This is a genomic window from Shewanella sp. Pdp11 (genome assembly GCF_002838165.1).
Taxonomy (GTDB): domain Bacteria; phylum Pseudomonadota; class Gammaproteobacteria; order Enterobacterales; family Shewanellaceae; genus Shewanella; species Shewanella hafniensis.
On the sequence record NZ_CP015194.1, the window covers coordinates 83608 to 98725 of the forward strand.

Below are 15118 nucleotides of genomic sequence, written 5' to 3' on the forward strand. Positions count from 1 at the left end.
GCTTATTGCGCCGAGAGCTGCTTAACGAGTTGCTCTGGCTGGCTAAAATCGGTAATGCGCTGAACGACTTTCCCGTCCTTAACCCAAAGTAACGTCGGAATATTGCGGATTTTAAAATGATTAAATAACACGCCTAACTCATCGATACTAAAATCGATTTTAGTCTGATAAAGCTGCTTAAAATCTTCGAGCGCTTTATCGTCTGTCCACAGGTGATTGACCACACCGTGCCACGCTTTATTCGGCACTTTTTGCGCGAGATTATTTAAGCTTTTTTGCACGGCAATACACTCTTTCGACATTTCTGGGCGGCTCTCGGCCAAGTACCAATCGCACCAGGTTGCAGTGAAAAAGAGTAGATGCTCACCTTGTTCCCAAGGCTTGAGTAACTTAGCCGTTTGCGCGGCACTGGGCGCTTCAGTTGTCTGCGCGGTCAACTCTTGGCCATTCGCCAACATATCGATAAACTTATCTAAATTAGCGTCTGACTCGTGGCTAGTGTAAACCACATCACCCGCACGATTGATCAATACACTATAGGGCGTGCCGACCAAGCCTAAAGCCACACCCAACTCACCTTCATTATCCAACCACACTGGCATAGTGAGCCCGAAACGCGCGATAACGTCAGCGATCTTAGGCTGCTCTTCATTAATATTGATGTTCAGTGCGACGATATTAATCTTGTCCTGATACTTCTTCTGCAGGGCTTCAAAATGCGGCATTTGTTCCATACAGGGCTGACACCAAGTTGCCCAAAACTTTAGGTATATCGGCTTGTCACCCGCAACACTGCCTAAGGTCACTTGCTGCTGTTCGGGATAGGTTTTAAGTGCAATATTTTGATAGGCTTTGTCGCCCGCAAACGTAGCAAAACTCACGACGGCAAGGCACATAACAATGATTTGACGCAACAACATAGTGTTTTCCTTAAATTGATAGACCACTCGCATCCGCACTATAGGGCCAGTGATTTGCGGCCATGAAAAATGTAAGCCTTAGTGAGCAGAAAAGTCAGTATTAATAGTCTATCAATACAATATTTTAAACTATCAAGCCTAGCGCCAATTGCTTAGTGAGCTCTGCGGCAGGAATCGCCTGACAGCCGGTTGCATTTTGGCCGCACCAGAGCGGACTAAAATCACCAAACCCTTGTCGCTCGGCCGCAGCTCTTAAGCCTGCAACTGCCGAGGATGCCAAGGGGAAATCTGGCACAGCCTCATTTATCGGCCCCATCTCGGCCATAAAACGGTTCACTATGCCACGGGCAGGGCGACCGGAAAATAAGTTAGTCAGAGCCGTATGTTGCGCCGCCTCACTTTGCAGGGCGGCACGGTGAATATCACTGGTGGTGCATTCAGGACAAAGTAAATAGGCCGTCCCCACTTGCACCGCCGAAGCGCCCATCGCCATAGCGGCACGCACGGTTTTGGCATCGACTATGCCACCCGCTGCAATAACAGGAATATCCACGGCAGCGATGATTTGCGGCAATAAACTAAAAGTGCCGAGCTGCTCGGTTAAATCATCGGATAAAAAATGTCCCCTATGGCCGCCCGCTTCTAAACCCTGCGCAATAATGGCATCTACGCCACGCGCTTCTAACCAGAGCGCTTCTTCCACTGTGGTCGCCGTCGAGATGATCTTAGAACCCCAAGACTTTATCTCCAGCAACAAGTCTTCATTGGGTAAACCAAAGTGAAAACTCACCACCTCAGGTTTGAATTTGGCTAACACTTCAGCCTGAGCACTCGTGTAAGGTGCGCGTTGTGCTCCCGCAGCTTGGCTATCAGTATGGACACCCAACTCAGCAAAATAAGGCGCGAGTTGCTTGAGCCATGCAGCTTGTTTCGCCGCTTGCGGTTCGGGTTCGTAATGACAAAAGAAGTTTACATTGATGGGCTTAGTCGTTTGGGCACGGATCTGTGTCAGGGCGGCACCTAAGGCTTCGAGGGATAACATGGCACAGGGCAAGGAGCCAAGCCCACCCGCTTGAGACACGGCTATCGTTAAAGCACTGTCCTGCACACCCGCCATAGGCGCTTGAATAATTGGTAATTCGATTCCAAATAATCGGGTTAACTGGCACGGCATACCTCACCTCCTTTGACTGGTTATCACTTGACGATCAATCCTGATATGGCCCTGCGGCTAAACGCTGGGATATCCACCACAAATTACCCACGGGATCCCGCACTCCACCTTGGCGATCGCCATAGGGTTTATCCGCCACATCCATGATTAATTCGCCCTCAGCCGCGAGCGCCTGAGCCACCGATTTATCGGCATCTTCCACATACAAATAGTAGGATGCAGGCATTGGCGGAAACGCTTCACTCGCCTCGCTTAACATAAATAGGCAGTCGCCGATTTGCATCTGCGCATTGGCTATTTTGCCATCCAATCGATGGGAAATATGTAGCGCTTTAGCATCAAAGGCTTTTTGCATAAAGGCCACTAAACTATCGGCATTGTTGATAATCATGTACGGGCTAACCCGTGCAAATCCTGGCGGAATAAACATAACGACTCCTTGTTACTTAAGCATGATGTTAGTCATAGATGCCAATATAAACTTAACACTTAGGACTCAGCACTATAGGCTAAACACGGCAGCAAAAACCAGTAAGCTCTAGTCAATTATCGGACTTAAAATGTAAACCTACGTATTCAGGGGGATAGAGATTGGAGTCTATATGAAGGCCTCTCAGAGCGAGAGGCCAAAAAGCAAAGTCGATGTTCAAACTAACGGCTCAATCCCCCTTAAATCAAATAATCCGCACCCAGCCCAACAAATAAGGCTAAACCTGCCCAGTTATTATTGAGGAAGGCTTTAAAACAAGGGGCTCGCTCGCGACCAAAGATCAGCATTTGTTGGTACGTGCTAAAGCCAACAAAAGTCAGTATGCCTAAACCATACAGTAAACCACGGTCGGCGCTCCAACCTGCGGCGATAAAGCAAGCCAAGGCGGCAAGCTGAAATAAACCTATGATTTGGCGATCATATTTACCAAACAAAATCGCAGTAGATTTAATGCCTACTTTGAGATCATCGTCCCTATCGACCATGGCGTACATGGTATCGTAGGCGACTGTCCAACACCAATTGGCGGCAAATAACCACCAAGCCTCCATCGGCACTTCACCCGTTTGTGCGGCGTAAGCCATAGGGATAGACCAACTCCACACTATGCCTAAAAACATCTGCGGCATGTTGGTGATGCGTTTAGTGAAAGGATAAATAATCGTGAGGATAATACCGACAACGGATAATTTAACGACTAATCCATTGAGTAATAAGACTAAACCAAAAGCGGATAAACCTAAAATGACGAACAGTATCAGCGCTTCTTTGGTGCTGATTTCACCACTGGCCAGTGGGCGTGTTCGAGTGCGTTCCACAAAAGAATCGAGATCGCGATCGGCATAGTCGTTAATAATGCAGCCACAGGCACGCATGATCACTACGCCAATAATAAAGATAACCAAGACCTTAAGATCCGGCATACCACCCGCAGCTAACATTAGCGCCATCAAACATGGCCACAGCAATAATAGCGTACCTATGGGGCGGTCGATTCGAGTAAGACGGGAATACACATCCCACTTTTGCTTTAAATTCATTAACTAGGTACTCCCAATACCCTCAAGTTTCCACTCGTTTTCAGGCTTAGCATCATATACCCATGCTTCTCCCGATGCGAATTTGCGCCCTAAAAACGTGTCACAAAAAGCTGACATTTATCGCGATGATGGCAGTCATCACAGTGCTTCTAAACGAGCGTAAGCCACGACTAACCACTTGCTGCCAAAGTCAGTAAAGCTCACTTGTACTCGCCCTTGGGCGCCGCTGCCCTCAAAGTTGGTCACCTTGCCTTCACCAAATTTAGGGTGATTGACTCGTTGGCCGACGTTGAAACCCGTATCGTTTGTGGCTGCCGACTTTTGGGTGCTAAAACGATTATTCGCCATCGGGGTTGAAACCTGCGCCTTGAGGCGAATTTCATCCACATATTGCGGTGGGATCTCTTTGATAAAACGCGATGGCCTCGCGTAATCTTCGCGGCCATAAATGCGGCGCGATTCCGCATAGGTAATATAGAGTTTTTCCATGGCGCGGGTCATGCCCACATAGCAGAGGCGGCGTTCTTCATCGAGTCTATCGCCCTCTTCGAGCGCCATTTTACTCGGGAAGATCCCTTCTTCGACCCCCGCCATGAACACCATAGTGAACTCTAGCCCTTTGGCAGAATGCAGCGTCATTAGCTGCACCGCATCGGTAAAGGCATCGGCTTGGCCTTCGCCCGCTTCGAGCGCCGCGTGGGACAGGAAACCGTTAAGTTCGCCCATGTCCTCCAGCTCTTCTGGTAGCTCAAAAGTACGTGCCGCTGTGACTAATTCTTCTAAGTTTTCGATTCTAGCGTGGGCTTTTTCGCCCTTTTCGGCCTCATACATGGCCTTAAGACCCGAAGCTTGGATCACTGTATCGGCCATGCGATACAGCACCATATCTTGGGTGTCTTCACGCATCGTCATGATTAAGTCCATGAAACCACGCACAGAATTTGCTGCGCGGCCCGCGAGCACTTTCTCGTCGAGCAAACGCACACTCGCCTGCCACAGGGTTAACTCATGCTGGCGCGCAGTGGAGCGCAAAATATCCAAAGTGCGATCGCCAATGCCACGGGGCGGCGTATTCACCACACGCTCGAACGCCGCATCGTCGTCTTTGTTATTAATCAACCGCAGGTAACCCATGGCATCTTTAATTTCTTGGCGTTCGAAGAAGCGTAAACCACCGTAGATTCGATAGGCTAAACCTTTGTGTAATAAGGCTTCTTCCAATACCCGCGACTGAGCGTTAGAACGATATAAAATCGCACAATCGCTGAGGTTGCCGCCCTTTTCGTGCCAATCATTAATCCGGCCGACTATAAAGCGCGCCTCGTCCATTTCATTAAAGGCGCAATAGAGCGAAATCGGATCGCCATCGGCTTCATCCGTCCACAACTCTTTGCCCATACGTTCTGGGTTATTGGCGATTAAGGCGTTGGACGCTTTAAGGATATTGCCCTTCGAGCGATAGTTTTGCTCGAGGCGAATCGTGGTCGCACTCGGGAAATCTTTTAAGAATCGGTGTAGGTTTTCAACCTGAGCACCGCGCCAACCGTAAATCGATTGGTCGTCATCACCCACTATCATCACATTGGCAGTTTGACCGGCAAGCACGCGGATCCACGCATATTGGATCGCGTTGGTATCTTGGAACTCGTCCACCAAAATATGCTTAAATCTGTCTTGATAATGGGCCAACAAGTGCGGCTTATTGAGCCATAACTCATGGGCACGTAATAGGATTTCGGCAAAATCGACTAAACCCGCGCGGTCGCAAGACTCTTGGTAGACCTGATAGATTTTTAGCAGATTCTGCTCAAGCGGAAAACCGCCCGCATCGATATGTTTAGGGCGTAATCCTTGGTCTTTTTTACCATTGATATAACCCTGAGCTTGGCGTGGAGGATATTGTTTCTCATCCAAATTCAAGCTTTTAAGAATACGTTTGATCAAGCGCACTTGATCGTCAGAATCGAGGATTTGGAAGCTTTGCGGTAAACCCGCATCTTGGAAGTGAGTGCGTAACAAGCGATGCGCCAAGCCGTGGAACGTGCCAATCCACATGCGGCCCATATTAGTGCCAGCGACTTTTTCAACTCGCTCGCGCATCTCAGCCGCAGCTTTATTGGTAAATGTCACCGCAAGAATCGAGTAAGGACTCTGCTGTTCAACCTGCATCAGCCACGCAATGCGGTGGGTCAACACCCGAGTTTTACCACTGCCCGCGCCCGCCAACACTAACATGCTAGATTGCGGTGCCGCGACAGCCTCGCGCTGCTTATCATTCAGGCCGTCTAGTAAAGAAGATACGTCCATTCTCGCCTCCAAAAAATCGAGGAGGCATTATAACAGAAGAAAACTCGACTGCGCGCTTGATCCTCAAGACAAGAGCCACACCTTGATTTGCACTTATGTTGTAATGACTAAATTGATTAAGCACTGTCATTCCAGTGACTCGCCATTAACTCATCCCTGAGGGCTCGACGACGGCATCCATGCCGCCAACGGTCACCTCCATGACAGTGCTTAATCCTATTAACCTTTGAGTATCTCTGCCAGCCAGCAAAGAATGATAAAGCTAAAACGATATCAAGTGATTACCCATCAAACTGTATAAAAAACCGCTACCGCAAAAAAGCAAATTCCTATAGCATCATTTATTCCAATTGACATGGATGTGGCAGCGGCGATTTATGCCCGGAGCAAGATCGCGAACGTTTATTAAATAGAATTAGAGCATTTAGCAGACAGGCCTAGTTCGTTAAATATCCATAGCTAGGATGGTTGCTTGTTCTTTTGCTTGCAAGTTAAACGTAGCGTTTAAAAAGTAATCACTCATGCGGTTGCCTTAGATTTATGCCCTGCAAACAGCGCAGCGCATAAATACTAAGACGTTATATTCTTCGTAAAGGAGGCTAGGATGAGTAACAAGTTTTACTTAAAATCAAAAAGTGGAACAGTTTTATTAGCAATAAAAGTACAAAACTCACCTAAAAGGCAATCTCCTATTTATGGTGAATCTGATGTCATAATAGAGTGTTCCCCAAAAGATCATATTGATGGGTTAATTAACATTAAGTTGGATAGACACCTATTTTCGAATGTGACTTATGTCTCATGGCATGGCTTTTATTCTTATAAAGATAATCAAATTAGTAATCCCGTCGTTAAGTTTCACTCGAAAAGTGGAACAAAACAATTTAGACATAAAGGCGTTGTTTGTAAAAGTGAACAATTTGCTTTTCCAATCGCTACATTTTTCCTCGATGCAAAGGAAATAGTAGGTTTTCAGAAAAACACTAATCGAGATTATCAGCAATTGTTATTTGATAGATCTGCTATTGATGTTTTTATATTGCCGAAGGGGATAACCTTCCACGAGTACTTGAAGACTTCGGTATCTATATTCTTTTTGATAGCTCATATGTCAATATACAATCCAGTGGATAACTGTGAATTTATTCCTATCGAAATCGGAGATATGCTCTATTATCATAAGTCCATATCTGATCGGGTCGTTCTGTTACGTGAACGTGAACTACCTGAAGATTTCATTGTTCCAAATGGATTGGCTTCAGTATTTCATGATCCGAATACCCCATTAGAATCATTGGTTGATCGCTACATCTCATACGATGCTGAAAATCTAGAATTATTTAGGGCAAGATACGATGAAGAACGAATATAATGTAAGCGGTTAATTAACCAGTGAAGCCTTACTCAATGTTACTCAGATCAACATTCCACGTCATGAGATCAGACATATCGTCGTCAATTGAACGTTTAGGCAACTCTGTGAACAGATGCCGAAAGTAGTAATTAAGGATGAAACAAGACATCCACAACTATTTAATGCTTTTAGTGACCAACAGACAACTCAACAATCAAAGGAATACGCCATCCCCTCGGAGTTGCCGCAGGGCATTTGCGTTCGTTGCGTGATCGAGGCATGGATAATGGAATGGACCCATCCACTTTTAATCGGCCTCACAATGGGCCACGATGTAGTCGCTAAAACTCATCAGAAAGAGGACGGGGCCACTTATGAAGATTACTACAATTGGTTTAGATATCGCAAAGTCTGTTTTTCATGCTGTTGGTGTCGATAAAGCAGGCAAGTTAATCAAAAAGAAAATAGCAGTTTATCAAGACACCCATTGTTAAATTTTGCTACCTAAAGAACAAATTAGGTGCGGTTTCAGACCGTCAAAATGCGGTTGAGCTCGCGAAAATGAGCTGGGTAGCCAGATTTTTATTCGAGCTTTCCCCACCCCATGAGCACAAATCAAGTTGACTAAACAGCTAAGTTTCGCTTGAATTAGGACACAACAAATAATTAACATTTAGAACAACTCTAAGCTGACTTAGACTTAGAAACGCAAAAGGACATGAATGCATTACACTTTTCGAACGTTTATGCTGGATGTTCAAAACCGCACTCTGCACTGCAATAGTGAACGCATTAACTGTGATGAACGCGTTATCCTACTGATTAGTCTCTTGATTGAAGCCTATCCGGCACACTGTGACCAAGCATTTTTACTCGAAAAAATTTGGCCTAACACAGTCGTGAGCAGTTGGTCAGTAGCTAGGCTAATTTCAGATACTCGTAAATTGTTCGCTTCAGCAGGATTAGAAATTCCGATAATCCAAACACTCCACGGAAGAGGTTACCGCTTATCCCATGATATTGCCGCCATCCTCAATTCACAGAACGATAATGCACAAACAACAACGCCCCTGAATACCGACACCCCGACAGTCAATCTCGATTCTAGTAAAACACCGCAATCCGATAGTGATCGGCAACAAAGCCCAAATCAAACCCAGCCAAGCTACAAACGAGTTTACTTGCGTTATCTGTGGCTATTTATCGCGTCTGTTGCGATAACACTTGCAGTAGCAAGCCACCAGCAAACTCAGCGTGCCAATCCCTTAGTGTTAGCAGAACCCAATAATGTCAAAGCAAGGATCCTTTGGGTGGATGACCATCCTGAGAATAATCAAACTGAACGGCAATACCTCGAAGAACGACAGATTGGGGTGTACACCACACAAACAACCCAAGATGCCCTCACGCTACTAGGTCTCTATCGCTACGATGCCATTATTACCGATATGGGACGGGAAGCCGATCCTTTGGCGGGCCTAAAAATGATACGGATGATCAGGGAACTTGGCATACCAACCCCCATTTACTTATATACCATTATGCCCTCTGAGGCGTTAAGGCAAAAAGCCCGCGAACATGGCGCCAATGACATTGCCGTCGAAGCAGAAGATTTATATCAACACTTGACCCCGCTTATTGACTCCTTTGATTTAGAGTCGTCCCCACACTAGCCCTGCACTCAGCAGATTAGTCATCATCTAAAGCTATCGAGTAACTAATTGATAATTATAACATTCAAATTTAATCAATAGATTTCAAAGACAGATTTAAGATAGCCGTTATATACCTTTTTCTATCGATAACTGTTCTATGCCTTCGGTATATCGATTGCTCAGCATAAACCGCAGTAAAGCAATGAAAGCGCCTGTGGATTTAGCTCCGTAACTCAATACGTCTACCTAAGTTTCATAAAAGGAATTGATATAATGAAGCCGACCTACCTCCTTGCTATTCCGCTACTCGCAGGACTAATACTGACTGCCTGTGGTGGTGACGACAATGACGACGATGAAGTGACACCGACACCGCCCCCGACTCCACAGCTTGCTATCAAAGGCAATGTGAAAGGGCTTTCTGACACAGTTAAGCTCGAATTACAAAAAAATGGTCAAGCAGTAGAAACACTGTCGATTCAAAGTGATGGCACAGATAAGGCCTTTACATTTCCCACCATGCAAGACGAAGGCATTAGCTTTGCGATTACTGTTAACACTCAACCTGCGGCACAAACTTGCAGCGTAACTAATGGCAGTGGCACTTTAAATGCGACAACAGCGGTCGCCACTTTAGTCACCTGCGAAGATAACCCCAATGCTGAGCTAACCGGAATACTGAGGGACAGCCCAGTCGCGGGCATTAACTACCAAACCGAAACCAAAGAAGCAGGAATCACGAGTGATATCGGTGAATATCAATACCTTAAAGGTGAGCATGTCACCTTCTCCGTGGGTGCGATAATGTTTCCTGCAACGGCGGCAGCAAACTTGATCACACCCACAGAAATTGCCGCAGGTAACCAAGTCACCAAAGTTAATATCCTGCAGCTATTACAAACCTTAGATAAGGATTGTGATGTTGAAAATGGGATTCAAGTGAGGGCAACAAGCCACGAACTGTTAGCCGATACCGTACTCGATATCACCAGTGCTGATTTCGATGCCAACATCAATGCAGCCTTTACGACCAAGAACTCAGGCTTAACGTTAACCAGCGAGACTCAAGCATTAACACACTTTGACAGTTCAAATCGAAACTTACTTTTAGGCAGCTGGTTATTCACCGAAGGTGATGGCCAACGGACTGTGCTGACATTTAAAGATCATTCTAGCTACATCATGATCCACGAGCATGAAAGTGACGGTGGTCAAAGCGCTGCATCGGTGGAATATGGTCATTACACCTGGGATTCACAAACAGGCAGCTTTAGTGTCAGCATCATTGCGCAATCCGATGGTTCTGGAGGATTTTATGATGAAGGAAGCACAGTCAATAACGCGACCGTGAATTTAGACAAACTGACGGTGAGCTTTATCGATAACACTGAAGGAGACATTACCCTCACACGCATTGAAGATAGCAGCGATCCGCTGGTTGGTACTTGGCACGTGCTGGATCCAGAAACCGATAATGAAAGTTTTGTCACTTTCCTGCCCAATCAACAATATGCCATTAGCCATACAGCAAATACCGATAGTTACGAAGGTAAATCACCGCAGCCACAGTCTGGTGAGTTTGGCCGTTATATCAAAGATGCTAGCGGCTATAAATTTACTGCCACAGTCGAATCAGATGGCCCAAATGGACTCTATGATGCTGATTCATCGGATAACTACCTATTTTCATCAATCAAGACCACTGCTTGGGGAGAAATGATCGCAGTTGAAAATGGTGCTGATGGCGGCACTTTTTCACTCGATTATATTGGTGGCTTTGTCTCAGAACTTGTGGATAAACCAAGCTCGGCTGCAGGAACAAGCCTAGGTAGAATTACCTCAGTGCGAGATATTTCAGGCTTTATCAGTGCTGACATAGTCAATAAACCGCTGCAATTTGACTTGGAATACACGAGCGACACTGAGAATCGCTGTATAACGAGTTTCGGTAATAATCGTTGCGGCGCGCGTTACACTATGTTGGTTCAAAATCTTGCAGAGAATGATATTGGCGACACCATAGGTGATGTGAACTTAACTGAGGTGACTAGTAATACTCAAATCAATACCAATTTTTCAGTAACAACCGCAGGTACAGCAACCTTTAGTTACAGCAACACCCAAACTATGACCATTAGTCCTTTGCTCGGCAAATCCTGTCAAGGGAATCAAAGGGCATTAGTCAGCATCACTGACACCGCCAATAACCTCTCCCTTTGGCAAGTAGAGCTAACACCAACTCAACCTTAACGAAATAGATCTTCCACTTTGTCGGACTGTGTAAGTGCAAGCAGTCCGACGCTTTTTTTTAGCTTTATCTCACCCTGTTGTTTAATCGCTTACTCTCGCAAAAACGGACAATCGCGATACGGGAGCGCTTTGGTTCACTATCCAAAGCACCTTTATCCTTTACGGCTTAGTATTTAGCTTGAAGATGTGGGGCAATAACATAGCCAGACATGGGCAATGCTTTAGACCCAAACCCTCCTTTCAATGAGAATAACTTTAGGTAGCGGCGGATCGCGGTTAGAATACTCACCCTGTTTTTCTTGGTTACTTTTTCGGAAACAATAATGTCCCATTCAGCGCTTAATTCTTTTGATGATTTTTACCAGCTTTTGGCTGACAGCTTGGCGAAGAATAGTCTGATCAAACTATTGTTGAGTAAGTACCGAGGGGCAGATAAAAGCTTGCAGCGCATTACGATTCGGCCGATCAGTTTGCAAAATGAATCTATGCTGTCGTTTGTGTATCAACACCAGACGAATCACATCACTAAAAACCTGAGTTATGACGAAGGCTTAGCCAGCATAAAACTGTTACTCGGTAGCGATTTTAAGAGCGCCCACTTAGCTACGGCAGAGGCAGAAGTTCAGCTTGAGATCAGCAAAAAAGGCAAAGTCCAAATCAGCACACATAACGTTAAACAAACCGTCGCGGCGCCATTAGAACATGACCGTGAGAAAAAACGTTTTGTGGATATCGAACGGCCTTTCCTGACCAAGCTAGGAGTGACGGACAGCCAACATAATCTTATCCCTGCGATGTCGCGTAAATGGAAACAAATCAATAAATTTATTGAGGTTTTCAGTCAAGCACTCGAAGCCTCACCCCACAAGAATGACCAACCGATCAATGTGGTCGATTTTGGTTCAGGCAAAGGCTATCTCACCTTTGCAATCCATGACTACCTGCGTCACAGCCTACACAATGATGCGCAGGTGACTGGGGTGGAATTACGCCAAGCCTTGGCCGATTTATGTAATGAAACGGCTGCTACGCTGGATCATCAAGGATTATCGTTTGTCTGCGGCGATGTGAGAACCCATGCGCCTAAGCAAACCGATGTGATGATCGCCCTGCACGCCTGCGATATCGCCACTGACTATGCGATTCATTATGGCATTCGCGCCAATGCCGACATCATCATGTGTTCGCCTTGCTGCCATAAACAAATTCGCCCGCAGATGCACAGCCCAGAATTGTTTAAACCTATGCTGCAATATGGGGTGCACATGGGCCAACAGGCTGAAATGGTGACGGATTCATTACGTGCGCTATTTTTGGAAGCCAATGGTTATGCGACTAAGGTGTTTGAATTTATCAGCCTAGAACATACCAATAAGAATAAGATGATTTTGGCCGTTAAAAAGCCACAACAGAATCAGAAAGACAGCGCCGCAATCCTCGCGCAAATAGCTGACATTAAAGCCTATTACGGGATAAAGGAACACTGCTTAGAAACCTTACTCGCGCAAACCCAAGCCGATTAACGGCCGGCGGTTTACTGGCAAAGCATTAAAACTTTGCGCTCATGACAACCCCGTTGAAATTGAGGCAATCTTTAATTCTTTGCTGCTGCACCGCGCTGAGGGTGTCGATATCGTGGAAGGCAAACTCTGAATGTTCGTGGCTTAATTGGATTGGCAGAGACTCGTCTTCTGCCACATTTTTTGCCACATCAGGCCCATCAGGCAATAGCAGTTCACAACGAAAAATAAAGGCTTGGGATTGATAGGCGCTGTGATAATACACGCCGCTCAAATAGTTAACCCGCACACTTAACCCCAATTCCTCTTGGCATTCGCGCACCAAGGCCTCGTGAATCGTTTCACCGGGCTCGAGTGCGCCACCGGGCAAACCCCAAGCAAAGTTACCGTAATTGGCCTTAAGCAATAGCACTTGTCCCTGCGCATTAGTGATAACCGCGTGGCTGCTCAATCTAAAGGTATCGTTAAAGGCCACTCAGTTATCCTTGCACTTATATTCGGTATGCATTTGAGATATCAAATAAAATCACTTTGTAGCAAAGGTATTACAACTGGCGAGATTACCCGAATCAAACCCTGTCTTAAACCATTTCACCCGCTGCGCCGAACTGCCATGGGTAAAAGCATCGGGCTGTACGGCGCGACCCGCCATCTTTTGCAGACGATCGTCACCCACTGCACTGGCGGCGGCAATGCCTTCCGCTAAATCGCCTGCTTCAAGTAAGTTAAGTTGTTGATTAACATAATGCCCCCAAATACCCGCGTAACAATCCGCCTGTAATTCGAGTGCAACACTCAATTGATTCGCCTGCACTTTACTGCCAGATTGCTGGGCTTGGCGCACCTTAGCGCTAGTGCCCAGTAGATTTTGCACATGGTGGCCTACTTCGTGGGCAATCACATAGGCAAAGGCAAAATCGCCGGGCGCGCCTAAGGTTTTAAGCTCATCGAGAAAGCTAAGATCGATATATACCTTGCTATCGGCGGGGCAATAGAAAGGCCCAGACTGCGCCTGTCCCATACCGCAGCCAGTGGAGGTCATATTGCGATAAAGCACTAACTTAGGCTCTCGATATTGCCCTTTTAGTAACTGGCCCCAAACGGTTTCTGTGGTACCTAAAATGGCCGCCACAAACTGGACATTCTCATCCTGTACCGCTGTTGTTGCGCTAGATTGGGATTGGCTAAGATTAGCTTGAGTGCTGGGGCCGAGTAACAGACCACCGGTAAAATACTGAAAAGCAATATAAATGCCGCCGATGAACAACACCACGCGGCCAAGTTTAGTTCTCAGCAAAAAGGGCAAGAACCTGAGTAACAAGGCACTCGGCACACCCGCCGATGCCATTTGCTGGCCGCGTCTATCTTCGATATTGGAGCTTCTGTCAGTGTCACGCCAGCGCATCGCATTCCTTCACTCAGTAGTTAAAACTCTCGTTAAACCGTTCGTTACATCGCTATTTGAGCCGCTTAGATGCACAGCTCTATTTCGTATTTGCACTCTAGCGTCTAGTGATTAAGAGTCTAGAGATTAAGAGTCTAGTGGTTATTTCACTTGAGTATCGCTTGTGGGCGCGTCTTTCAGTGAGCGTAAAAACAATCCTAAACCACCAAAGGCCAAAACGAGGATTACGATCAGTTCAAAGGCCGACATGGATTTAAAGTGGAATTGAATCGAGCTGATAACCCCCACAATCAAGGCCGTTAGCGAACCTAAACTCAGCAGCCAAGCTAACTTACTCTTAGCGTCAAAAAACACCATCACAATGCCGATAATAAACGGTAGCATCACCATGCCTGTGGTGATCGACATGCCTTGCCCAAAGGCGTTAACTCGATATAAGCCATAGCCGAGTCCAAAACTAGAGCTCACTTGTATTGCATTGAACAATAAATAGAATCCGCCACACATCATGGCAAGACCCATAAAAAATTGTCCCATCCCGCCCTGTGTTCCGCCCGCACCTTTCATAGATATCCTTTCTAAATTAACTATTTTTGAGTGGCTTGCTCTATGGCCGTTTTCAGCCGTTGTTTTTCTTCCGCTGCTTTTGCCTTTTGGTACTCGTCGAGATTTCTATCCGCCTCGGAAACGCAGCGCTGTTTATCTAGCATGGGCTCATAGGGATCGACATCGGTTCTGGCAGAACATGCTAATTCGGCACAGCCAGACATCAACAGTGAAGATAATAAGGCTAACATAATCAATAATATTTTCATCTTTAAAGCGCTCTAATTAGTACAACAATAATGACACGTTTAACCACAATGACATTAACAATTTTGCTCTTTGCTGTATAACACTAACATTGACAGAAATAATACCAAGGCCAACACTCAATGGTGAATTTTCATACTCTTAAACGACGCGCTACAGCGACTTAAATATGGAGCTGCAATCCATTTAC

Annotated in this window: 13 protein-coding genes and 1 pseudogene; 5 read left to right on the top strand and 9 right to left on the bottom strand. The window is 46.0% G+C overall.

What is annotated here, in order from left to right:
• Nucleotides 1-2: 2 nt before the first annotated feature.
• The 5 genes from AYJ58_RS00425 to uvrD all read right to left on the bottom strand — a co-directional run bounded on the left by AYJ58_RS00425 (nucleotide 3) and on the right by uvrD (nucleotide 5931).
• Complete coding sequence (locus AYJ58_RS00425; protein WP_106648277.1) at nucleotides 3-920, bottom strand: TlpA family protein disulfide reductase; 918 nt, start codon at nucleotides 918-920, stop codon at nucleotides 3-5.
• Nucleotides 921-1044: 124 nt separating this feature from the next.
• Nucleotides 1045-2094 (bottom strand): NAD(P)H-dependent flavin oxidoreductase, encoded by a 1050-nt coding sequence (locus AYJ58_RS00430; RefSeq protein WP_106648278.1) that lies wholly within the window; start codon nucleotides 2092-2094, stop codon nucleotides 1045-1047.
• A 34-nt stretch (nucleotides 2095-2128) separates the two neighbouring features.
• Nucleotides 2129-2524 carry a VOC family protein gene (locus tag AYJ58_RS00435; RefSeq protein ID WP_106648279.1) on the bottom strand — a complete coding sequence of 132 codons (396 nt, stop codon included), beginning with the start codon at nucleotides 2522-2524 and terminating at the stop codon, nucleotides 2129-2131.
• Between the two features lie 239 nt (nucleotides 2525-2763).
• Nucleotides 2764-3624, bottom strand: coding sequence for a 4-hydroxybenzoate octaprenyltransferase (gene ubiA, locus AYJ58_RS00440; RefSeq protein WP_106648280.1), 861 nt, complete (start codon nucleotides 3622-3624; stop codon nucleotides 2764-2766).
• A 138-nt stretch (nucleotides 3625-3762) separates the two neighbouring features.
• Nucleotides 3763-5931: a DNA helicase II gene (gene uvrD / locus AYJ58_RS00445; protein ID WP_106648281.1), complete on the bottom strand. Its 2169-nt coding sequence runs from the start codon at nucleotides 5929-5931 to the stop codon at nucleotides 3763-3765.
• A gap of 604 nt (nucleotides 5932-6535) precedes the next feature.
• Here uvrD and AYJ58_RS00450 point away from each other — a divergent pair.
• The 5 genes and pseudogenes from AYJ58_RS00450 to AYJ58_RS00465 all read left to right on the top strand — a co-directional run bounded on the left by AYJ58_RS00450 (nucleotide 6536) and on the right by AYJ58_RS00465 (nucleotide 12713).
• Nucleotides 6536-7303 (top strand): hypothetical protein, encoded by a 768-nt coding sequence (locus tag AYJ58_RS00450; protein WP_106648282.1) that lies wholly within the window; start codon nucleotides 6536-6538, stop codon nucleotides 7301-7303.
• A 356-nt stretch (nucleotides 7304-7659) separates the two neighbouring features.
• Nucleotides 7660-7767, top strand: a pseudogene (locus AYJ58_RS22175) (IS110 family transposase); the annotation flags it as partial.
• A 240-nt stretch (nucleotides 7768-8007) separates the two neighbouring features.
• Nucleotides 8008-8958, top strand: coding sequence for a response regulator (locus tag AYJ58_RS00455; protein ID WP_106648283.1), 951 nt, complete (start codon nucleotides 8008-8010; stop codon nucleotides 8956-8958).
• 255 nt (nucleotides 8959-9213) lie between these two features.
• Nucleotides 9214-11190: a hypothetical protein gene (locus AYJ58_RS00460; protein WP_106648284.1), complete on the top strand. Its 1977-nt coding sequence runs from the start codon at nucleotides 9214-9216 to the stop codon at nucleotides 11188-11190.
• A 323-nt stretch (nucleotides 11191-11513) separates the two neighbouring features.
• On the top strand, nucleotides 11514-12713 hold the full coding sequence (locus AYJ58_RS00465) for a class I SAM-dependent methyltransferase (RefSeq protein ID WP_106648285.1): 1200 nt from the start codon (nucleotides 11514-11516) through the stop codon (nucleotides 12711-12713).
• Nucleotides 12714-12738: 25 nt separating this feature from the next.
• Here the strand turns inward: AYJ58_RS00465 and AYJ58_RS00470 are convergent, their stop codons facing one another.
• From AYJ58_RS00470 to AYJ58_RS00485, 4 genes are all read right to left on the bottom strand, one after another.
• Nucleotides 12739-13185, bottom strand: a complete 447-nt coding sequence (locus AYJ58_RS00470; protein WP_105250367.1) for an NUDIX hydrolase — start codon at nucleotides 13183-13185, stop codon at nucleotides 12739-12741.
• Nucleotides 13186-13236: 51 nt separating this feature from the next.
• Nucleotides 13237-14115, bottom strand: a complete 879-nt coding sequence (gene ypfJ, locus AYJ58_RS00475; RefSeq protein WP_106648286.1) for a KPN_02809 family neutral zinc metallopeptidase — start codon at nucleotides 14113-14115, stop codon at nucleotides 13237-13239.
• A gap of 141 nt (nucleotides 14116-14256) precedes the next feature.
• Nucleotides 14257-14682, bottom strand: coding sequence for a hypothetical protein (locus AYJ58_RS00480; RefSeq protein ID WP_106648287.1), 426 nt, complete (start codon nucleotides 14680-14682; stop codon nucleotides 14257-14259).
• Nucleotides 14683-14702: 20 nt separating this feature from the next.
• Entirely contained in the window at nucleotides 14703-14930 is a 228-nt protein-coding gene (locus AYJ58_RS00485; RefSeq protein ID WP_106648288.1) for a hypothetical protein, read from the bottom strand.
• Nucleotides 14931-15118 lie beyond the last annotated feature (188 nt).